A 19511-nucleotide genomic window follows, 5' to 3' on the forward strand; every position below is an offset into this window, starting at 1 on the left:
GAATGTGGCATGAAAAAGATCGGGTTCCTGTCCTTCGGACACTGGACGCCATCGCCGCATTCACAGACGCGCTCAGCGGCGGACTCGCTGCTCCAGGCGATCGACCTCGCGGTCGCCGCGGAGGAGCTGGGCGCCGACGGCGCCTACTTCCGGGTGCACCACTTCGCCCGGCAGCACGCCTCACCGTTCCCGCTGCTCGCGGCCATCGGCGCGCGCACCAGCCGGATCGAGATCGGCACCGGTGTCATCGACATGCGCTACGAGAACCCGCTGTACATGGCCGAGGACGCGGGCGCGGCCGACCTCATCTCCGGCGGCCGACTCCAGCTCGGCCTCAGCCGGGGATCCCCGGAGCAGGTGATCGACGGCTGGCGGCACTTCGGCCACACGCCCCCACAGGGCGGGACCGACGCCGACATGGCACGCGCGCACACCGAGCGGCTGCTCGACGTCCTCAAGGGCGAGGGCTTCGCACAGCCCGAACCCAAACCGATGTTCGCCAACCCACCGGGACTGCTGCGCGTCGAACCGCACTCCGAGGGCCTGCGCGAGCGTATCTGGTGGGGATCCGGCTCGAACGCCACCGCGGCCTGGGCAGCCGGACTCGGCATGAACCTGCAGAGCTCCACCCTCAAGGACGACGAGAGCGGCGAGCCCCTGCACGTCCAGCAGCGCAAGCAGATCGAGGCATACCGCCAGGCATGGCAGGCCGCGGGCCACACCCGTGCGCCGAGGGTCTCGGTCAGCCGCAGCATCTTCGCCCTCACCGACGACCGCGACCGCGCCTACTTCGGCCGGGAAGGCAACTCCAAGGACCAGATCGGCTACATCGACGCCCAGACACGCAGCATCTTCGGCCGCTCCTACGCCGCCGAACCCGACGTCCTCGTCAAACAGCTCGCCCAGGACGAGGCCATCGCCGCCGCCGACACCCTGCTGCTCACCGTGCCCAACCAACTGGGCGTCGAGTACAACGCACATGTCATCGAAAGCATCCTGACCCACGTCGCTCCCGAACTCGGATGGCGCTGACAGCGCCGACGTGGAATGCCAGCCTTTGCGGGGTGCGGCTGGTCGTGACAGATGCCGCCTGACGAGCTCGGGCACGACAAGCGGTGAGCCGTCCAGTACTCCAGCGGGATGGGTGAAGTTCCCCTGGAGTACTAGGTGGCCGAGACGCCGTGCCCTGTGCGTGAGCCGTTTCGGAAGCGGCCCGGGGAGATGCCGTATGCGCGGCGGAAGGCGGCGCCGAAGGCGAACTCGCTGGAGTACCCGAGTTCGCGGGCGACGGCCGCCAGCGGTGCGTCGCTCTCCCGGAGCAGCCGTGCCGCCCGGGACAGCCGCACGCCAGTCAGATAGTCCCGTGGCGGCTTGCCGAGCACCCTGGTGAAGTGGCGGGTGAACGCCGTGCGCGACATGTCGGCGGCGGTGCTCAGTTCGGCGACCGTCCAATTCCGGTGCGGGGCGCTGTGGATGTGACGCAGGGCGCGGGCGACCACCGGGTCATCGGTGTACGGCCCGTCGGCCGTGCCGTTCTCCTGCAGCCACTGGCGCAGCACGTGCATGAGCAGCAGGTCCGCGAGCGCCGAGCGGGTGGCTTCCGCACCGGGGCGGGGCGCCGACAGGTCGGTGAGGAGCATCTCCGCCAGCGTCGCCGCTTGGCTGCCGCCCGCCTCGGACGACGCGACGATGAGACTCGGGAGGGTGGTGAGGTAGTCGTGGACCTTGCCGTGCGGCAGCCGGTAGGCGCCGCACAGGAACTCGAAGTCGGCGGGGCCGGAGAGCGGGGGCAGGGCACCCGTCGGCTCGGGCGGGAGGTCGTACAGGGCGCACGGCTGACTGCTCAGCCCGTGCCGCGCGCCGGTCGTGATCAGGACGACGTCTCCCGCACGGAGTGCGCGCGGAGGCGCGTCCTCGGTGAGGAGCCATCCCTGACCGCGCAGGACCACGTGGAAACCGCTGCCGGTGAACTCGTCGTAACGCCACCCCCAGGAGCCCGCCTCCTCGATGCGGCGGGCATAGACCTGACCGGTCCGGATGGTGCCGATCATCTCGCTGAGGATGTCCACGAGCAGAGGCTAACAATGCACGGTGCACCAAATCGTATGCGCCCGCGTCAACGGAGTATGGCTGGGCGGCAGTCGCGCGGGTTGACTGTGACCTGTGAAGATCAACCAGCCACTCAATGAATACGGTCGGATACTGCTGGCCCACGCGGACGACAGCGAGCGGCACGACCGCCTGGCGGCGGCAAGCGTCAACGCCCTGCGGGACAGCGGGTCACTGGCCCTGCGCACACCGCTGGAACACGGCGGGGCGGGGGCCGACGCGCCGACGGTCGCCCGCCGTCTGGCGGAGTTGGGGCGTGCCTGCCCGTCGGCCGGGTGGACCGCGGGTACCTGTGCCACGTCCAAGACCCTGGTGGCCCTGCACCACAGCGCATCCGCGCGCAAGGAGTACTTCGCCGACCCGGACGCGCTCGTCTGCGGCTCCGGGGTTCCCTCGGCCCAGGGAGTCCGTGAGGCGGACGGCATACGCGTCACCGGGCAATGGGACAACGTCACGGGATCAGGGGCGGCCGAGTGGGCCGGTCTGGCCGTGATGGTGGACGGCGCCTTCCACATCGCGACCTTCCCCCTCGCCGATCTGACCGTCGAACGCAACTGGCACATGGCGGGCATGCGGGGCACGGGAAGCCAGCGGCTCGTCGCCGACGGTGTCCTGGTGCCCGCACACCGGGTCGCCCGGGGCGGCCCGTTCCAGCCGCAGATGCAGCTGTTCTTCAGGCTGTGCGTGCTCGCCCCCGTCGTGGGCGCCGCGCAGGGCGCGCTCGACGTGGCGCAGGACATGTTCGCGTCCGACCGCAAGCCCTTCATGGCCAGCTACACACGCATGGGCGACTCGCCCGGCGCCCGTCACTGGCTGGCCCAGGCCGCCTCGCTGGTGCACCGCGCCGACACCACCATGCTGGTCATTGCCCAGGCCGCTGAGGGGGAGTACCTCACCGAGATCGAGCGCGCCCAACTGCGTACGGACCTGGCGGGTGCGGCGCAGGACTGCCGGAGCGCGCTGGAACTCCTGCTGGACCTGCACGGTTCCAGCGGTTTTCGCGCCTCCAACGCCTTGCAGCGCTACTGGCGGGACGTCGCTGTGGGCAGCCGCCATCCGTTGCTGAATGCCTACCTCGCCACCGAGGACCTCGGGAGCGTGCTGGTCGCGTAGGGGGCGCGGGCGGCGCCTTGTGTCCGCTCAGTCGGTCAGGCCGGCGCTGACCAGCCAGATGTGTTCGCAGGTCGAGGACGCCTTCTGCAGAACCTCGCGGGACTCTTGTGAGGCGTGGTAGAAGCTCCGCTCGATCATCCAGCACAGGGCTCGTGCCATCGCCGACGCCTGGTCCGGCTCGGTGCCCGGCTGAACGCCGGCTCGTTCCAGGACAGCGGTGATGGCCGCGGTGAACAGGTCCGCTGTACGACTCCACAGCTCGCCGATCTCCGGCACGTGCAGTGACAGATCGATGGCCGTACGCATGACCAGGCCGTGCTCGTTCCACAACTCGACCGTACGTCGCATGGCCGCGGCGACGGCCTCGCGCGGTTCGTCGGCTTGCGCGGTGGCCCTGGACCGCTCCCACAGGTGCTCCACGGTTCGGGCCACGAGCGCGGTGACCACTTCTTGCTTGGAGCCGAAGTAGAAGTACAGGGCGCCGCGGGTGATGCCGGCGCCCTGGGCGATGTCGCCGACGGTCATGACGTCGTAGCCCTTCTGCGCCAGCAGGGCCTCGCAGGTGTCCAGAATGGCCCGCTCCCGGACATCGCCCTTGCGTTCGGTGGTGCGTCGGCCTCGTGCGGGGTGCTCGCCGGGCATCAGAGCTGTGCGCCTTCGGCGAAGTCGGTCGTGCGGGAGAGCGCCTCCCATGCACGGATGTCGTCGTCCACGGCCGCGCGCCCCGCGGTGACCAGTCGCAGCGCGTCCGAGCCCAGGAGGAGGTGGGCCGGCGGCCGGTCCACCGACGTGATGTGCACGACGGCCTCCCCGGCCTTCGCCGGGTCGCCGAGTTGGTTCCCGCTCGCCTTCTGCCTCGCTTCGCGGATGGGGATGAACAGGTCGTCGTAGTCGTCGACGGACCGCGCGGTGCGCGTCATGGACCGGCCGGCCCAGTCGGTCCGGAAAGAGCCGGGCTCGATCGCCGTCACGTGGATGCCGAACTGTGCGACCTCCTTGCCCAGCGCTTCGAGAATGCCTTCCAGGGCGAACTTGCTGCCGCAGTAGGCGGACATGCCGGGCACGGCCATGAGCCCGCCCATGGAGGTGACGGCCAACAGGTGCCCGCGGCGGCGCCGACGCATGTGGGGCAGTGCCGCCTGCAGGGTGGCCACCGTCCCGAGTACGTTGACCTCGAACTGCCGTCGCACCTCGGCCAGCGGGGTCTCCTCGAACGTGCCCTCCACGCCGTAGCCGGCGTTGGCGATGACGACGTCCAGGGCCCCGACGTTCTGCTCCAGCTCCGCGATCACGTCCGAGACGGCGTCACCGTCCGTCACGTCCAGGATGCGGCCGTGCGCATACCCCGGCTTCAGCTCCTCGAAGGCACGCAGGTCCTTCTCGGAGCGGACAGTGCCGACGGTGGTGTGCCCGGCGTCCAGGGCCGCTCGGGCGAAGGCGCGGCCGAGCCCCGTGCTGACACCTGTGATGAGCCACGTCTGTTCCTGCATGTTCTCCTCCGGTCAATGCTCGTAGGGGGCCTCGTCGTGCTCCCTCATCGAAAAGTCTACACCGCGTCGATTTTTACCATCGGAGTGCAGATTCTCTCTGCTCCGGCGTCCTGCCGGTTAAGGCCTACGCTGGACCTGCGGTCACCGCATGATCGTTTGCCATCACGCGCCGATGATCAACGGTGGTCGCGCCCGTCTCCGCAGCGTGTCGAGGTCGCGCAGCGTCTGCCTGCCGTCATGTGTCTGGAGGACTTGTGCAACGTGGCGAAGTCTGGTGGGTCCAGTTCGACGAGCGGAGGTTGGTCGTACTGCTGTCGGGAGAGGACGCGTCCGGGATCCGGGTGATGCAGGTCGTGGCTCCGGCGGGCGTCGACATCGGCGGTCTGGGCATCGAAGTGACGGTCGGCGCCGGTGAAGGACTGCCGTTCGAGGGCGTGCTGCGGCTCGCGTTCGCGCGTCCAGGCTTCACCCCGTGCACGTGGCTGACCACGGTGTCCCGGGACGACCTGATAGAGCGGGCGGCCGTCCTGTCCGCCCCGAAGCTCAGCGAGATTGACGACGCCCTACGACTTGCTGAACAAGGGCAGGAGCGGACCCCGGTCACGACCGCGAAGCTCAGCGAGATACGGGATGCCCTCCGGCTCGGTGAACTCGGGTAGGCGGAGAAGGAGCCGACGCCGGCGACGGCTCGGGCGATCTCGGGCGATCTCAGGCGATCTCAGGCGATCTCAGGCGATCTCGGGCGAGATGATCGACGCTGGCCGTCTGCCGTCTGCCGTCTGCCGTCTGTCGCCTCGGCGCCCCTCACCGCTGAGATCACGATCTACGGCTGGAATACGAGGGGGCCCGGAAGGCGCCGGCGGAGGTCCTCGGCGGCGGCCGCGGTTGCGGCGGCGACGGTGAGTGTGGCGAGGACGGCCAGCATCGGCCGGGGCGCTGCCACCCGCCGGCTTGCGCAGAACTCGCTGCGCCAGCCGGCTTCCAGCATTCTTTCGATCATTCGCACAGACAGGGCAACGGCTGCCGTTATCATGATCGCTTCAAACTCAGGGGGAACGATCATGCGCATGCCATCTGGTGCAACGGCATCCGGCGTTACGTGTGTCGCGCTGGCTGTTGCGCTCACGGGATGCTCCGAGGGTGCGGGACCGCGGGAGCAGTCGGCTGCGCAGATGCTCCGCGAGGCGAACAAGGCCATGAAGGCCCTCCAGGCGGTGACGATCACGGGGCGCTCGACGATGACGGACGGGCGCTGGAGTTCCACGCGGATGAGGACGGACCTGAAGGGCACCTGTTCCTTTACTTCAGCTGGTAGCACGGGCGAGAAGTTCGAGCAGATCCGTATCGGCGACACCGATTACGTCCGACCGAACCTGAAGCACATGCAACTGTCGGGTATCGATACCAAAGGGCGGACGGACCAGAAGAACTGGGGCAAGACAACCGTAGATCCGGCCGCGCCGGCCGGCGAGAAGGGACTGACGGATTGCACTCATCCGTTCGCCTCGTTCGGGAAAGTCACCAAGGGCAAGACTGGTGAGGTCGGCGGGATGCCGACGGCCAGCCTCGTGGTCACTGACAAGGCGGACGAGGGCGGCACATACACCTTTCACGTGGCGACCAAAGGCAAGCCCTACATCTACCGGGTGGTGTACAAGAGCCCTGAATTCCGCACCGTCACCTCCTACAGTGATTTCAACAGCCCGCTGAACGTTGAGCCCCCGAAAACCAATGTGGTGGACCTCGCCGGCTGACCCGGGGTCTGCTGGCGCAGGGGCAGTGTTCCGACTTCGCGCACTATTGAGTCCGTCGGGTCCTCCTGGCCTCTAGGCTGCGACGATGGAACACGCAATCGACAAACCCGAGAGCTTCGCTACGTCTTCGGAGCCGGCTCGGGTGAACGACTACGACAGTTTCGCCGAGGCGTACGCGGCGGAGAACGAGAACGGCGTCGTGAACGCGTACTACGAACGGCCCGCGATGTTAGCCCTCGCCGGAGACGTGGCCGGCCGCCGGATCCTGGACGCCGGCTGCGGCTCGGGCCCGCTGACCGCGGCACTGCGCGACCGCGGTGCGTTCGTCACCGGGATCGACGCCAGCGCCGGAATGGTGGCCCTTGCCAGGCGGAGGCTCGGTGACGACGTAGCTCTGCACGTGGCCGATCTGAGTGACCGGTTGCCGTTCGAGGACGGTGCGTTCGACGACGTGATCGCGTCGCTGGTCCTGCACTACCTGGAGGACTGGGGGCCGACCCTTGACGAGCTGCGACGAGTACTGAGGCCCGGTGGCCGGCTGATCATGTCCGTGGACCACCCGGTTAATGCGTACACGCTCCGAAACCCAAGGCCTGACTACTTCGCGACCACGAGCTACACCTTCGACTGGCTGCTCGACGGGCAGTCCATCCCGATGCGACTCTGGCGCAAGCCACTGCACGCAATGATCGATGCTTTCACCACCGCTGGATTCCGCCTGTCCGTCCTCAGTGAGCCGCAGCCCGACCCAGCCGCCCGCGCGCTGTTCCCCGACGGCTTCCGCGACCTTTCGACCACGCCCTGCTTCTTGTTCTTCGTCGTCGAGGCGCTGCCGTCGGATACCTGATAGGAAGACCAGCCAACTGAGGGACTGAGCCGCTGCGGCGCACGTCGGGCCGCCAGTCGTGGCGCAGGCTCAACGAAGGCGCAACCGCCCCGACCTTTCCAAACGGCGATCTCGCCAGCACCGGTTCGGACCGAGGCTTCGCAGATACTCCGCTGACGAGTGTGAGCCGGTCCTGATCACTCGGGCGCCCGTGATGGTGCCAGCTGGACTGAACAGACCGACTCCGCCGCGTAGTCCGGGGTGTGGTGCGCGATGCCGCTGGCGATGTCTCCTCTGGCGTCGAGGATGATGTGGCTGCTGCGTTGGGCATCAGTCGCAACGTCTGCGCTGCCGTCGAGGAGGGCGGGCGGCAGTGGGGGAGTGTCAGGGGCGGCGGTCAGAGGCTGGACATCCCGATCCGTCGCTATCCCAGAGGGAGAAAGGCTGAGGTTATGTCCTTCGGAGGTCGGCCGTCAGCTGCGGGGTAGTACACCCAGGAGCGTTGAAGTCAGGGCCAGCTTCAGCGAGTCCTTCAGCGGCATGTGGAAGCGGGCCAGGTCGGGTTCGGCCCGGTAGGCCGCCTGGAGGCTGGGTGGGGGTGTGCTGTATGCCGACAGCGCCCCGGCCAAGACCATGGTCTGCAGACTGAAGAGCGTCGCGCTCTCGCCCAACTCCGGCAGGTACTTCTGGATCAGGGTGGTCATGGTGGTCAGCCGGTCCAGGGAGGCACGCTTGTATCGGGCTACGACCTCGACGGAGACGTTGCGTTCCAGGACGGTGCCCTGTGCGCCGAAGAGGTCGCACAGCACCACTCGCCCGGAGAGCGAGCGGCTGAGGATCTCGGCCACTGCTGTCGCGCGCTCGGCCATGGGTTGATTTTCGTCGACGCCGGCCGCCAACTCGCCCGCCAGTTCCGCCAGCCACTCCTGCAGGAAGTGGTCCAGCAGCTCCAGCAGCACGGCCTCGCGGGACTCGAAGTAGCGCAGCACGTTCGGCTTCGCCAGGCCCACCCGGCGGCTCAGCTCATTGAGGGTGACCGCGGCCACGGGCATCTCGTCGAGCATCGCCGACGCCATGTCGAGGATCGCCCGTCGGCGGATCTCCCGCTGCTCTTCGGTTCGCGCCCGCTGGAAAGTCACGATCACCAGCTTAACTTAAGTACCTGCGGTACGTTGTCGGCACAAGATACCTTCGGTACGTTAGTGAGTCAGGGGCTCGACATGAGTGAGAAGTGGACGACGGCGAACATTCCGGACCAGCGCGGGCGGGTGGCCGTGGTGACCGGAGCCAACACCGGACTGGGGTACGAGACCGCCAAGGCGCTCGCCGAGCGCGGGGCGTCCGTGGTGCTGGCCGTGCGCAACGCCGAGAAGGGCAAGCACGCCGCGGCCCGTATGACCGGCGACGTGACCGTCCAGGCGCTGGACCTGACCTCGCTCGACTCCGTCCGGACCGCGGCGGCGGCGCTGCGGTCCCGGTTCGACCGCATCGACCTGCTGATCAACAACGCAGGCGTGATGTACACCCCGAAGCAGACAACCCGGGACGGCTTCGAGATGCAGTTCGGCACCAACCACCTCGGCCACTTCGCGCTCACCGGGCTGCTGCTGGACCTGATGCTGCCGGTGCCCGGCTCGCGCGTGGTGACGGTCAGCAGCACCGGCCACCGCATCAGGGCCGCGATCCACTTCGACGACCTGCAGTGGGAGCGGTCGTACAGCCGGGTCGGCGCCTACGGTCAGTCCAAGCTGGCCAACCTGATGTTCACATACGAGCTGCAGCGCCGTCTCGCCGCGCACGGCACCACCGTCGCGGTGGCCGCGCACCCCGGCCTGTCCGGCACCGAACTCGCCCGGAACACCCCCGCAGCCCTCCGGCTCCCGCTCACCTGGCTCGCGCCGCTGATCACCCAGACGCCGGCGATGGGCGCGCTGCCGACCCTGCGCGCCGCCACGGACCCCGCCACGCTGGGCGGCCAGTACTACGGTCCGGGCGGACGTAACGAGATCATGGGCCACCCCCGGCTGGTCACCTCCAGCCCGGAGTCGTACGAGGCAGCTGTCCAGCAGCGCCTGTGGGCCGCCTCTGAAGACCTCACCGGGGTGACGTTCCCGGTCGGTGAGCCCAAGCAGAACTCGTTTCCCTCCGGGTCAGCCACCAGGAGGTAGCGGCGCCCGGGCGACGAGGCGCCGGCATTCCGGGCTCGCCGTGTGGTGATCATCCAGGATGGTGTGGCGCGGGGTATGTCCACATCGAAGCTCCCGATAACGCCGCACTCCTGGCGGACGGCATAGACGCAACGGTCCTGATCGTCCGACGACGCCGGGATCCCGTACGAACGCGCCCCCAACGGTCGAGGGATGCGGCGAGGCGGCAGTTGGGCTGGCAGGTGGACACTCCGCGGCCTGTGCAGGAAAAGGTGGAGGTCATCCACCATCTGGCGCAGGACGAGGAGGTGGCCGCCCGGGTGACAACGGACTTCCTGCACCGGCCCGACGTGTTCTCCGCGCTGCGGGCGACCGGACACCCGGCATCTGTGCAACAAGGCAGCAGGAGGACGACATACCGGCTGTCCTGCTGCGAGAAGCGTCGCCTGCGGCGCCGGTGATGCTCGATCGTCCCAGCTGCGGGGCGCCTGCGAACTCATTCCCTCCCCAGGCCCGTTTCCGAAGGGTGCTCAACGGGATCTTGTTCCGTGAGCGGACGGGGATCCCGTGGCGAGACCTGCCGGAGAGGTTCGGCAGGTGGAAGACGGTCTACGAACGGCACCGACGCTGGTCCGCCGACGATACTTGGGAGCGGATACTCCGGGCCGTCCAGACTGAGGCTGATGCCGAGGGCCGGATCGACTGGAGCATGGTGGGCGACTCGACGTCCTGCCGTGCCCACCAACACGCCGCCGGCGCCCGCAGGAAAGCTCCGCGGACACCGAAAAAAGATCAACCCCTCGGCGGCACCGCCCCGACGAGGGACTCGGAAGGTCTCGGGGCGGACTGACGAGCAAGATTCACCTCGCGAGCGACGGCGGTTGCAGACCGCTCGCTTTGCTGGTCACTCCCGGTCAGTGGGGTGACGCACCACAGATGATCCCGGTCCTGGAACGTATCCGTGTGCCCCGCACCGGAGAAGGAAGGCCGCGCACCACCCCGGACCGACTCAGCGCAGACAAACGTATTCGTCCCGCAGCAACCGTCGTTACCTGCGCAGGCGCCGAATCAAGCACACCATTCCCGAGCCGAGGGAGCAGAGAGCCAACCGTCGGCGCCGTGGGAGCAGAGGCGGCCGACCTATCGGCTTTGCGACGACGCCTCAAACCGTGAAGGGATCTTCCACCGTCGGGATGTATGGAGACAGCAATGCCTCCCTGTGCTGCGTGACCGTGCCTCGAACGAGCCTCAGCACCCGCATCTCGTTCTCGCGACCCGGTTCCTCGTCATCGTGAAAGTGGAGGAGGCCGTAAGAACCAGGGGCGACCACGGCCACATGCTCGAACAGTTCGACAATGTCAGGAGACGAGCGGTGATTGGAATAGCCGCCGAGGTGGATGAACGGCTCACCGTTCATCCACCTGAGATCAAGCAAGTACGGGTTGTCCATGTGGGCGATGTGACGGCGAAGCTCATCAACGATCTGCCGCAACCGAGGCTCATCGTCATCATGAGCTGCAGTCTCCCTAACAGTGATCCACCCGTGGTACTCAAACATCCCACGATCGTAGTGAGATGACCCGCTTCACCGCTCCAGCCACAGCATGATCCGCCGGACACGCCTTAGATGGTCTTTAGGGGCCCCAGTCGAGTTGATGCTCAGGAGTCCCCGCCGCTCGCCCCCAGGCAACTGCTTCGGCTCTGCCCGTTTCATCGCCGATGCGGTAGCGGAACCAACGCCCAGCGAAGACGATCACGTGCTCGGTGGCATCGACGGTGAAGTCGGCCCACCAGCCATGGTTCGGATCAAGGGATCTCGCGAGAAGTTGAGCAAGGTCGTCGGCGAGGGAGTCGGCGCCCTCGAAGTCCACGAAAGTCCAGGTGCAGGGCTGACCGTCGACAACACCATGCTGGTCTTCCCCGCCGGCGCCTTCGTTAGCCGGCAGAGTCGAGACGGACACGTCGTGGCGGCCCAGGCGGACAAGGCTGAGCCCGGCCAGCCGGATGTCCGCGCCAGCCCGAAGGCTTTCAGCAATGATGCGCCCTCGAATCATGAGTACATGCTTGCAAACTGGGCGCCCCGCATGAAGAGTGCACTGCCGGAACACTGCCTCTTTACCAGTAGACCTTGACGTGGATGGGACGGTGCGGGTGCTGCTGGCCGAGGTCCGTCGCCTGGTCGCCAGCACCATCGCCCCGCACACGCTCCGCTGGGTCGTCGGACGATCCTGTGCGTAAGTCGTGAACGCCCGACTCCCGGTGAGGGACCATGAACGGCTGGCGCCGAAGCGATGCTCCCGCCAGCTATTGAGCGCACCATCAGTCCGCGCGCTCATGCGGTAGGTGGATGGTCCGGGAACGGGATGGCGTAGTGCGGGTCGCGGTTGGTGGTGATGCGGGCGTGGCGCAGGAGTTCGCGGATGATGCCCGCGTTGCCCATGGCCCAGCCGGTGGCGGGGGCGAGGGTGCTGGGTGTGTCGCGGTGTTCGACGTTGGACCAGCGCACGCCCTGAGCGTCGGTTGTCGCGCGGGCCGCGAGGTCGGCGACGAGGAGGTCGGCGAAGTCGCGGCCGTCGCCGTGTTCGATCTGGCGGTCGCAGGCGAGGGCGAGGACGCCGGCGGTGCCGCAGCAGCGGCCGTTGTTGTCCCAGAAGCCGGGGCGGATCCGTTGCGGGAGGCCGGAGTTGACGACGGTGTGCCAGCAGCGGTCGGTCAGGGCGGGCCAGGTGGGATCGTCGGGCAGGACCCGGGTCAGCAGGCGGAACGCCTGGGCGTCGCCGGCCGGGCCGTGGCACCAGCCGTAGTTGTGGCGTTCGATCCGCTCGTGCTGTTGCTGCGGATCGGAGTACGGGACGAGGAAGCCGTCCGGGCCTGCTTCGTTGCGGGAGACGACGTCGGCGGCACCGGCCAGGGCCAGGTCGATCAGGTCGGGACGGTCGGCGGCCCTGCCGACAGAGGCGAGCGCGTGGACGATGCCGAGGGTGCCGTGCGACAGGTGGAGCATGCGGTGGAGCCGGCCGGTCTGGATCTCCCACTGCACGCCGGCCGCGGTGGGCTCCGCGGTGCGCGTGTAGCGGTCGACGGCCAGCTGGGCGAGGTCGAGGTCGCCGCACTCCAGCGCGGCGAGCGCGATGCCGGCGTTGCCGACGACCAGCTCGAACCAGTCGTTCCACCCCGCGCCGTCGTAGCGGGACCGCAACACCTCCAGCGCGCGGTCCGCGGAGGCCCCCGCCGCGCTGTCACCGAGCACCCGGTGCACGCCCTGCAAGGCGACGGCCATGCCGGCCACTCCCGCGTAGAGACCGCTGTCCTCCCAGTCCTCGACCGCGGCGGCGACGGTGCGGGCACCGCGCAGCGCCAGGTTCGCGTACCGGTCGTCGTCGAAGTACCGCCAGGCGTCGAGAAGAGCCGGCAGCACCCCTGAACTTCCGTTGTACAGAATCGGCGTGGTCTGCTCGTCGGTGGGCGTGTCAGGCCAGGCCACACCGTCAACGGTGTCCCGCGCAGCCTTCATCAGCCATTCGAGAGCCCCGGCCGCAAGCGACTCCGCGTCATTCGACGCACCGGTGATCATCTGCCCAGCGTTCCACAGGGTTGAGCCACCCCACGACCCACATCAAGCCGTCTGGGAAGTCGTGCCAAAGGCCCGAGGCCGCGAGTTTTTGGACAGGTGTAGACAGGTCGACCTGTTCAGGTCTAGCTTCTAGACATGCCTGGACAGGTTTATAAGCATCATCGTGTCGCTCATGTGCTGGCCGAGGAGATCCGAGCGGGGGTACATGCCGACGGCAGCAAGCTGCCCGGCGAGCATGCGCTGCGGGAGCGGTTCGGGGTGAGCCGTACGACCGTGCGGCAGGCTCTCAACGTCCTCGGCGAGCAGGGACTCATCGAGACGCACGCCGGTATCGGGTCGCTCGTCACCTTCGACGGCACGCCCCTTGACCAGCGGCTCGGCTGGACCCGCGCGCTGGCCGCGCAGGGCACCGAACTGACGACCGAGACCCTGCGCTTCGAGCGCATACGGGACGAGGCTCTGGCCGGCGAGCTGAACGTGCAGTCACCCCGGTTCATCGCCCTCGACCGTGTCCGCCGGCTGGTCGGCGGACACGGTGTCTCGCTGGAGTTCAGCCGCGTACCCGCCGTCGCGGCCCTCCAGGACCTGCCGGAGCGCGGACTCGACGAGGGCTCACTGAGCCGTACCCTCGCCGCCGCGGGTCGTGTGCCCGACTCCAGCGAGGCCCATATCTCCGTCGTCGGACTCACCACGGACGAGGCCGCGATCCTGCACCGCTCGCCTGAAGAGTCCTTCCTCCGCGTCGCCCAGGTCTACCGGGGCGCGGACGGGGACGTCGTCGAACAGGTCACCAGCCTGCTCGACCCGTCCAGGTTCCAACTGCACGTACGGACCGGCCGAGGAGCCCACCTGTGACCTCCACACCCGACCCCGCCACACCCGACCCCGTCCTACTCGACCGTGCCCTCGGCGCCTTCTACGGGCTCGCGCTGGGCGATGCCCTCGGGATGCCGACGCAGGTCATGTCCCGCGCCGATGTCGTACGGGTCTACGGCACGCTGAGCGGCTTCGAGCCCGCGCGGCCCGACAACCCGGTGAGCGCCGGAATGCCGGCCGGGTCCATCACGGACGACACCGAACAGGCGGTGATCGTGGCGCGGCTCCTGGTCGAGGGCGGCGGGCACGTCGATCCGCTGCGGTTCGCGGAGGAACTCCTGTCCTGGGAGAAGGAGATGAAGGCCAAGGGGTCGTTCGACCTGCTCGGTCCGTCGACGAAAGCGGCCCTGGACGCGGTGACACGCGGCGTCGACCTCACGGAGGCCGGCAAGCACGGCACGACGAACGGCGCCGCGATGCGGGTGACACCGGTCGGTATCGCCTTCGGCGCCGATGACACGGAACGGTTCCTGGACCGGGTCGTCGAGTCCTGCCAGGTCACCCATGACACGACCATCGGGATCGCGGGAGCGTCGGCCGTCGCCGCGGCCGTCTCCACCGGCATGGCCGGCGGCTCGCTCGACGACGTCTTCGACGCCGCGGTCGCGATGTCGGCGGCCGGTGCCAGGCGCGGGCACTGGACAGCGGGCGCCAGCATCTCCGCACGTATCGGCTGGGCACGCGACCTCGTGACCGACCTGGACACAGCGACGGCGCTCGACCGGATCGATGCGCTCATCGGCACCAGCGTGGCCAGCCAGGAATCGATCCCGGCCGCGTTCGCGGTGCTCGCGCTCACGAACGGTGACCCGTGGCGCTCCGCGCTGCTGGCCGCGAACCTCGGCGGTGACAGCGACACGATCGGTGCCATCGCGGGTGCGATCGCCGGAGCCATGGGTGGGCTCAGCGCCCTGCCCGTCGACGCCGTTCACACCCTGCGGGAGGTCAACGCTCTCGAACTGGAGCCTCTGACCAGGCAGTTGCTCACCTACCGCACTCGCTGAAGTCCCCCGTTTTTTGTTTCCCCCTGTTTTTTCCGCTGTTTTTCCCTCTGTACCGAGCACAGGCAAGGAGGTCCCGCGATGGCCGCTTCAACGAAGAACGACCGCGTCGGCACCGTGGAGACCCGTGGGATCGAACCGGTCCCCGACAGCGAGCGGCGCGGTCACGCGAGCCAGATGTTCTGGACGTGGTTCGCCGCCAACATCTCACTCCTCGGGCTGCCGCTCGGCGCGACTCTCGTCGCCTTCCGCGGCCTGAACATCTGGCAGGCCGTTCTCGTCGCGGTCGCCGGTTCGGTGGGCTCGTTCGCGCTGGTGGGCGCGTTGAGCATCGCGGGCAAGAAGGGCGGTGCCCCGGCCCTGACGCTGTCCCGCGCGGTGTTCGGCCAGCGTGGCAACCACGGGCCGACCCTGGTGACCTGGCTGAGCCGGGTCGGCTGGGAGACGATCACCACGACCACGGCGGCGTACGCGCTGCTCGCCCTGCTCAACACGGTCTTCGGCGTCGAGCGAGGCACGGTCCTCACCCTGCTGTGTCTCCTGGTCTTCATCGCCTGCACACTGATGATCAGCGGGCTCGGGCACGCCACCATCATGTGGATCAACAAGTGGGCGACCGTGGTCTTCGGAATCCTCAATCTCGTGGTGATGGGCTTCCTCGTGGCGACCGTCGACTGGTCGAAGGTGCTCGACCACCCGGCCGGCCCCGCCAGCGGCGTCATCGCAGGCATCGGATTCATTGCGGCGGGCACCGGCATCGGCTGGGCCAACGCCGGTGCGGACTACGCCCGTTACCTGCCGCGGGCGATCCCGGGCATACGGCTCGTGCGCGCCTCGGCGTTCGGTGCCGGCATTCCCCTCGTCCTGCTGATCTCCCTGGGCTCGCTCCTCACGGCCGGTGATCCCACGCTCGCCACCTCCGCCGATCCGGTCGCGGCGATCAACGCGATGCTGCCGTCCTGGATGGCCGTTCCGTATCTGATCGCGGCGTTCGGCGGGCTGCTGATGTCCAATCACCTCTCGACCTACTCGGCCGGACTGACGATGATCACGCTCGGTATCCGGGTGCCGCGTGCGTGGGCGGTCGTGCTGGACGTCATCCTGATGTTCGTCGGTGGCATCTACTTCATGCTCATCGCCGACGACTTCTACGGCCCGTTCAGCACCTTCCTGACGCTGCTCGCCGTGCCGATCTCCGCCTGGATCGGTGTCATCGCCGTCGACATGGTCCGAGGCCGGCAGTACGACCCCGCCGGCCTGATGGACACGGGACGCGGCAGCCGTTACTGGTACACGGGCGGGTTCAATCTGCCCGCCGTCCTCGCCTGGCTGGCCGCGATCGCCGCCGGGCTGACCTTCACCAAGGCCGCGACCGGTCCCGACGACGTGTGGTTCGCCGGGCCGTTGGCCGATTCCTGGCTCGGCACGAACGGTCTCGGATGGCTCATCGCGATCGTCACGGCCGGCGCGGCCTACCTGCTGCTCGGAAGGCGTCCACCGCAGCGCGCAGATTCGCTCCCCGACTCCGCCCCCGGTTCCACCACGTTCGAGGAGGCCACCCGATGAACGACGACTACCGTGTCGTCCTCGCGGGGAACGTCATCGTCGACCTCGTCATCGAGGTACCCCACCTGCCCGAGCGCGGGGGCGATGTGATCGGAACCCGCACCGAGCTCTACGCGGGCGGTGGCTTCAACACACTCACCGCGGCGAGCCGGCTCGGCGCCGAAGCCGTCTACGCCGGGCTCCACGGCACCGGTCCCTACGGAGAGCTGGTGCGTTCCTCGCTCACGGCAGAAGGGGTCGGACTGGTCCTTCCGGCGCGCTCGGACGGCGACACCGGGTTCTGCGTGGCGCTGGTCGACGCAGGAGGCGAGAGGACCTTTGTCACGAGCTTCGGCGTCGAGGCGCGGATGACGGCGGATGAGACGGCGGCGATCGCCGCGTCCGTGCGGGACCGTGACCTGGTGCAGGTCTCCGGCTACAGCCTGGTGACGCAGGTGAACGGCCCTCTGCTGTCCCGCATGGTCGCACGCCTCGCGGAAGACGTACGGGTCTGTCTGGACCCCGCGCCGCTGGTGGCGGACATCCCGGCCGAGGTACTGGACCCGGTACTGGCCCGGGCCGACTGGCTGAGCTGCAATGCGCGGGAGGCCCGGCTGATGACCGGGGCGGCGGAGCCGCGGGAAGCCGCACAGGTGCTGCGCGGGCGAATGCGGAGCGGGGCCGGGATCGTCGTACGGGCCGACAAGGACGGCTGCTGGCTGGCGGCACCTGATTCTCATGACATCGTGCACGTCCCCGGATTTCCCGTGAACGCGGTCGACAGCAACGGTGCCGGGGACGCGCATGTGGGCGCGTTCCTGGCGCTGCTGGGGCGGGGAGCATCCGCCTACGAGGCGGCGCGCGGAGCGAACGCGGCAGCGGCTCTGGCGGTGACACGACGGGGTCCTGCGACCGGGCCGACCTTGGGCGAACTGGCCGCGCTGCTGGGCGAGGAGACATCGAGTGCGCTGGGCTTGAGCTGACGGACCTCTGCGGCCGGCGCAAGGCTGTAGCCGCGAGGGCGGCCCGGGCGGACTCATCAGCCCCTGAGAGTACGGCAGTTGGCGTGCGCCGGCCCTGGAACCGGCCCTGGAGCCGGCCCGTTGCCGTGCTGCGTCAGGCGTCGGCCGGGCTTACCGTGCCGCGTCAGGCGTCGGCCGGGCAGCTTGCGGACACGAATCGGGAACGGTACGGGAATCCGTTCGGAGAGGGTTCCTCCAGCGCAGGTCGCAGCGGGTGACACACCGGATCTCCGGGCACGGACCGGTCTCCGGCCGGTGGCACACGACCCGACCGCCCAGTTCGAACAACGCCGTCTGAGGAGTCCACGTGAGCTCGAAACCTGTCGTACTCATCGCTGAAGAACTGTCGCCCGCGACGGTGGACGCACTGGGCCCGGACTTCGAGATCCGGCACTGCAACGGCGGCGACCGCGCCGAGTTGCTGCCCGCCATCGCCGACGTCGACGCGATCCTGATCCGCTCCGCGACGAAGGTCGATGCCGAGGCCGTCGCCGCTGCGAAGAAGCTGAAGGTCGTCGCACGAGCCGGCGTCGGCCTGGACAACGTGGATGTCTCCGCCGCCACCAAGGCCGGCGTGATGGTCGTCAACGCCCCCACCTCGAACATCGTGACCGCCGCCGAGCTGGCCTGCGGTCTGCTGCTGGCCACCGCCCGCCACATTCCGCAGGCCAACACGGCCCTGAAGAACGGCGAGTGGAAGCGCAGCAAGTACACGGGGGTCGAGCTCGCGGAGAAGACCCTCGGGGTGGTGGGTCTGGGCCGGATCGGCGCGCTGGTGGCCCAGCGGATGTCGGCGTTCGGTATGAAGGTCGTCGCCTACGACCCCTATGTGCAGCCCGCGCGGGCCGCGCAGATGGGCGTGAAGGTCCTGTCGCTGGACGAGCTGCTCGAAGTCTCCGACTTCATCACCGTCCACCTGCCCAAGACGCCCGAGACCCTCGGGCTCATCGGGGACGAGGCGCTGCACAAGGTCAAGCCGTCGGTGCGGATCGTCAACGCCGCGCGCGGCGGGATCGTCGACGAGGTCGCGCTGTACTCGGCGCTCAAGGAGGGCCGGGTCGCCGGCGCGGGCCTGGACGTGTACGCGAAGGAGCCCTGCACCGACTCCCCGCTCTTCGAGCTCGACCAGGTCGTGTGCACCCCGCACCTGGGCGCCTCCACGGACGAGGCACAGGAGAAGGCCGGCATCGCCGTCGCCCGCTCGGTGCGCCTGGCGCTCGCCGGTGAGCTGGTGCCGGACGCGGTGAACGTGCAGGGCGGGGTGATCGCCGAGGACGTCAAGCCGGGTCTGCCGCTCGCGGAGAAGCTCGGCCGTATCTTCACCGCGCTCGCGGGCGAGGTCGCGGTGCGTCTGGACGTCGAGGTGTACGGCGAGATCACCCAGCACGATGTGAAGGTGCTCGAACTCTCCGCGCTCAAGGGCGTGTTCGAGGACGTCGTCGACGAGACGGTGTCCTATGTGAACGCTCCGCTGTTCGCGCAGGAGCGTGGTGTCGAGGTACGGCTGACGACCAGCTCGGAGTCCTCGGACCACCGCAACGTGGTCACCGTGCGCGGCACCCTCGGTGACGGCCAGGAGGTCTCGGTCTCCGGCACGCTCGCCGGCCCCAAGCACCACCAGAAGATCGTCGCTGTCGGCGAGTACGACGTGGACCTCGCGCTCGCCGACCACATGGTCGTCCTCAACTACACCGACCGTCCCGGTGTGGTCGGCACGCTCGGCCGGATCCTCGGTGAGGCGGGGATCAACATCGCCGGTATGCAGGTCGCCCGTGCGGATGTCGGCGGTGAGGCGCTTGCCGTCCTGACGGTGGACGACACGGTGCCGCAGCCGGTCCTGACGGAGCTGGCGGACGAAATCGGCGCGACGCAGGCGCGCTCGGTCAACTTGGTCTGAGACCGGCCGACTTCACAGGGGGCTGCCGCCCCCGGGCCCCCGCCCCCGCATGTCGTCCGCGGCCCCGGTGGGGGCTGGCCGCGCAGTTCCCCGCGCCCCTGAAAAGCGGGCTGCGCCCGGCTTTTACCGATTGCGCAGTTCCCCGAGCCCCTAGAGG

General features: G+C 68.7%; 20 protein-coding genes and 1 pseudogene. 13 read left to right on the forward strand and 8 right to left on the reverse strand.

Annotated elements, in window-relative coordinates:
* Nucleotides 1-9 precede the first annotated feature (9 nt).
* Nucleotides 10-1032, forward strand: a complete 1023-nt coding sequence (locus tag ACFWGJ_RS15145; protein ID WP_387323984.1) for an LLM class flavin-dependent oxidoreductase — start codon at nucleotides 10-12, stop codon at nucleotides 1030-1032.
* A 131-nt stretch (nucleotides 1033-1163) separates the two neighbouring features.
* Here ACFWGJ_RS15145 and ACFWGJ_RS15150 read toward each other — a convergent pair whose 3' ends face one another.
* The gene (locus ACFWGJ_RS15150) at nucleotides 1164-2069 is read right to left on the reverse strand and encodes an AraC family transcriptional regulator (protein ID WP_387323987.1); all 906 of its coding nucleotides are present in this window, start codon (nucleotides 2067-2069) and stop codon (nucleotides 1164-1166) included.
* Between the two features lie 94 nt (nucleotides 2070-2163).
* On the opposite strand from ACFWGJ_RS15150, the gene ACFWGJ_RS15155 reads away from it, so the two are divergent.
* The gene (locus ACFWGJ_RS15155) at nucleotides 2164-3222 is read left to right on the forward strand and encodes an acyl-CoA dehydrogenase family protein (RefSeq protein WP_387323989.1); all 1059 of its coding nucleotides are present in this window, start codon (nucleotides 2164-2166) and stop codon (nucleotides 3220-3222) included.
* 27 nt (nucleotides 3223-3249) lie between these two features.
* Here the strand turns inward: ACFWGJ_RS15155 and ACFWGJ_RS15160 are convergent, their stop codons facing one another.
* Together ACFWGJ_RS15160 and ACFWGJ_RS15165 are read right to left on the reverse strand one after the other, a co-directional pair.
* Complete coding sequence (locus ACFWGJ_RS15160) at nucleotides 3250-3864, reverse strand: TetR/AcrR family transcriptional regulator (protein ID WP_387323991.1); 615 nt, start codon at nucleotides 3862-3864, stop codon at nucleotides 3250-3252.
* Complete coding sequence (locus ACFWGJ_RS15165; protein WP_387323994.1) at nucleotides 3864-4712, reverse strand: oxidoreductase; 849 nt, start codon at nucleotides 4710-4712, stop codon at nucleotides 3864-3866. The genes ACFWGJ_RS15160 and ACFWGJ_RS15165 overlap by 1 nt, the downstream gene beginning before the upstream one ends.
* A gap of 254 nt (nucleotides 4713-4966) precedes the next feature.
* Between ACFWGJ_RS15165 and ACFWGJ_RS15170 the strand changes: the two genes are divergently transcribed.
* Nucleotides 4967-5371, forward strand: a complete 405-nt coding sequence (locus tag ACFWGJ_RS15170) for a type II toxin-antitoxin system PemK/MazF family toxin (RefSeq protein WP_387323996.1) — start codon at nucleotides 4967-4969, stop codon at nucleotides 5369-5371.
* 164 nt (nucleotides 5372-5535) lie between these two features.
* Here ACFWGJ_RS15170 and ACFWGJ_RS15175 read toward each other — a convergent pair whose 3' ends face one another.
* A complete protein-coding gene (locus ACFWGJ_RS15175; protein ID WP_387323998.1) occupies nucleotides 5536-5700 on the reverse strand; it encodes a hypothetical protein in 165 nt (54 codons plus the stop codon).
* Nucleotides 5701-5884: 184 nt separating this feature from the next.
* Here ACFWGJ_RS15175 and ACFWGJ_RS15180 point away from each other — a divergent pair, with 184 nt between their 5' ends.
* Both ACFWGJ_RS15180 and ACFWGJ_RS15185 read left to right on the forward strand, forming a co-directional pair.
* On the forward strand, nucleotides 5885-6466 hold the full coding sequence (locus ACFWGJ_RS15180; RefSeq protein ID WP_387324001.1) for a hypothetical protein: 582 nt from the start codon (nucleotides 5885-5887) through the stop codon (nucleotides 6464-6466).
* Between the two features lie 85 nt (nucleotides 6467-6551).
* Nucleotides 6552-7313: a class I SAM-dependent methyltransferase gene (locus tag ACFWGJ_RS15185; protein ID WP_387324003.1), complete on the forward strand. Its 762-nt coding sequence runs from the start codon at nucleotides 6552-6554 to the stop codon at nucleotides 7311-7313.
* A gap of 452 nt (nucleotides 7314-7765) precedes the next feature.
* Here the strand turns inward: ACFWGJ_RS15185 and ACFWGJ_RS15190 are convergent, their stop codons facing one another.
* On the reverse strand, nucleotides 7766-8431 hold the full coding sequence (locus tag ACFWGJ_RS15190; RefSeq protein WP_387324005.1) for a TetR/AcrR family transcriptional regulator: 666 nt from the start codon (nucleotides 8429-8431) through the stop codon (nucleotides 7766-7768).
* Between the two features lie 81 nt (nucleotides 8432-8512).
* Here ACFWGJ_RS15190 and ACFWGJ_RS15195 point away from each other — a divergent pair, with 81 nt between their 5' ends.
* From ACFWGJ_RS15195 to ACFWGJ_RS15205, 3 genes and pseudogenes are all read left to right on the forward strand, one after another.
* A complete protein-coding gene (locus ACFWGJ_RS15195; RefSeq protein ID WP_387324008.1) occupies nucleotides 8513-9460 on the forward strand; it encodes an SDR family NAD(P)-dependent oxidoreductase in 948 nt (315 codons plus the stop codon).
* A 221-nt stretch (nucleotides 9461-9681) separates the two neighbouring features.
* Nucleotides 9682-9900 carry a DUF6192 family protein gene (locus tag ACFWGJ_RS15200; RefSeq protein WP_387324011.1) on the forward strand — a complete coding sequence of 73 codons (219 nt, stop codon included), beginning with the start codon at nucleotides 9682-9684 and terminating at the stop codon, nucleotides 9898-9900.
* Between the two features lie 59 nt (nucleotides 9901-9959).
* Nucleotides 9960-10590 (forward strand): annotated as a pseudogene (locus ACFWGJ_RS15205) (IS5 family transposase); the annotation flags it as partial.
* An 11-nt stretch (nucleotides 10591-10601) separates the two neighbouring features.
* Here ACFWGJ_RS15205 and ACFWGJ_RS15210 read toward each other — a convergent pair.
* From ACFWGJ_RS15210 to ACFWGJ_RS15220, 3 genes are all read right to left on the reverse strand, one after another.
* Nucleotides 10602-10997 (reverse strand): Imm7 family immunity protein, encoded by a 396-nt coding sequence (locus ACFWGJ_RS15210; protein ID WP_387324014.1) that lies wholly within the window; start codon nucleotides 10995-10997, stop codon nucleotides 10602-10604.
* 76 nt (nucleotides 10998-11073) lie between these two features.
* Entirely contained in the window at nucleotides 11074-11493 is a 420-nt protein-coding gene (locus ACFWGJ_RS15215) for a hypothetical protein (protein WP_387324017.1), read from the reverse strand.
* A gap of 278 nt (nucleotides 11494-11771) precedes the next feature.
* On the reverse strand, nucleotides 11772-13013 hold the full coding sequence (locus ACFWGJ_RS15220) for a lanthionine synthetase LanC family protein (RefSeq protein ID WP_387324020.1): 1242 nt from the start codon (nucleotides 13011-13013) through the stop codon (nucleotides 11772-11774).
* A gap of 135 nt (nucleotides 13014-13148) precedes the next feature.
* On the opposite strand from ACFWGJ_RS15220, the gene ACFWGJ_RS15225 reads away from it, so the two are divergent.
* From ACFWGJ_RS15225 to serA, 5 genes are all read left to right on the forward strand, one after another.
* Complete coding sequence (locus tag ACFWGJ_RS15225) at nucleotides 13149-13868, forward strand: GntR family transcriptional regulator (RefSeq protein WP_387324024.1); 720 nt, start codon at nucleotides 13149-13151, stop codon at nucleotides 13866-13868.
* Complete coding sequence (locus tag ACFWGJ_RS15230; RefSeq protein WP_387324027.1) at nucleotides 13865-14893, forward strand: ADP-ribosylglycohydrolase family protein; 1029 nt, start codon at nucleotides 13865-13867, stop codon at nucleotides 14891-14893. The genes ACFWGJ_RS15225 and ACFWGJ_RS15230 overlap by 4 nt, the downstream gene beginning before the upstream one ends.
* 78 nt (nucleotides 14894-14971) lie before the next feature.
* Nucleotides 14972-16456, forward strand: a complete 1485-nt coding sequence (locus ACFWGJ_RS15235) for a purine-cytosine permease family protein (RefSeq protein WP_387324030.1) — start codon at nucleotides 14972-14974, stop codon at nucleotides 16454-16456.
* A complete protein-coding gene (locus tag ACFWGJ_RS15240) occupies nucleotides 16453-17418 on the forward strand; it encodes a PfkB family carbohydrate kinase (protein WP_387324033.1) in 966 nt (321 codons plus the stop codon). The genes ACFWGJ_RS15235 and ACFWGJ_RS15240 overlap by 4 nt, the downstream gene beginning before the upstream one ends.
* 346 nt (nucleotides 17419-17764) lie before the next feature.
* The gene (serA, locus tag ACFWGJ_RS15245) at nucleotides 17765-19354 is read left to right on the forward strand and encodes a phosphoglycerate dehydrogenase (protein ID WP_387324036.1); all 1590 of its coding nucleotides are present in this window, start codon (nucleotides 17765-17767) and stop codon (nucleotides 19352-19354) included.
* The last annotated feature ends 157 nt before the right edge of the window (nucleotides 19355-19511 follow it).

This window comes from Streptomyces sp. NPDC060205 (assembly GCF_042728395.1).
Lineage (GTDB): Bacteria > Actinomycetota > Actinomycetes > Streptomycetales > Streptomycetaceae > Streptomyces.

What these genes read in the sequence shown, in the direction of transcription:
- ACFWGJ_RS15175 (WP_387323998.1), bottom strand. Translation starts at nt 5,700, where the DNA reads ATGCTGGAAGCCGGCTGGCGCAGCGAGTTCTGCGCAAGCCGGCGGGTG.
- ACFWGJ_RS15165 (WP_387323994.1), bottom strand. Translation starts at nt 4,712, where the DNA reads ATGCAGGAACAGACGTGGCTCATCACAGGTGTCAGCACGGGGCTCGGC.
- ACFWGJ_RS15195 (WP_387324008.1), top strand. Translation starts at nt 8,513, where the DNA reads ATGAGTGAGAAGTGGACGACGGCGAACATTCCGGACCAGCGCGGGCGG.
- ACFWGJ_RS15210 (WP_387324014.1), bottom strand. Translation starts at nt 10,997, where the DNA reads ATGTTTGAGTACCACGGGTGGATCACTGTTAGGGAGACTGCAGCTCAT.
- ACFWGJ_RS15180 (WP_387324001.1), top strand. Translation starts at nt 5,885, where the DNA reads ATGCTCCGCGAGGCGAACAAGGCCATGAAGGCCCTCCAGGCGGTGACG.
- ACFWGJ_RS15160 (WP_387323991.1), bottom strand. Translation starts at nt 3,864, where the DNA reads ATGCCCGGCGAGCACCCCGCACGAGGCCGACGCACCACCGAACGCAAG.
- ACFWGJ_RS15235 (WP_387324030.1), top strand. Translation starts at nt 14,972, where the DNA reads ATGGCCGCTTCAACGAAGAACGACCGCGTCGGCACCGTGGAGACCCGT.
- ACFWGJ_RS15145 (WP_387323984.1), top strand. Translation starts at nt 10, where the DNA reads ATGAAAAAGATCGGGTTCCTGTCCTTCGGACACTGGACGCCATCGCCG.
- ACFWGJ_RS15225 (WP_387324024.1), top strand. Translation starts at nt 13,149, where the DNA reads ATGCCTGGACAGGTTTATAAGCATCATCGTGTCGCTCATGTGCTGGCC.
- ACFWGJ_RS15185 (WP_387324003.1), top strand. Translation starts at nt 6,552, where the DNA reads ATGGAACACGCAATCGACAAACCCGAGAGCTTCGCTACGTCTTCGGAG.
- ACFWGJ_RS15220 (WP_387324020.1), bottom strand. Translation starts at nt 13,013, where the DNA reads ATGATCACCGGTGCGTCGAATGACGCGGAGTCGCTTGCGGCCGGGGCT.
- ACFWGJ_RS15215 (WP_387324017.1), bottom strand. Translation starts at nt 11,493, where the DNA reads ATGATTCGAGGGCGCATCATTGCTGAAAGCCTTCGGGCTGGCGCGGAC.
- ACFWGJ_RS15240 (WP_387324033.1), top strand. Translation starts at nt 16,453, where the DNA reads ATGAACGACGACTACCGTGTCGTCCTCGCGGGGAACGTCATCGTCGAC.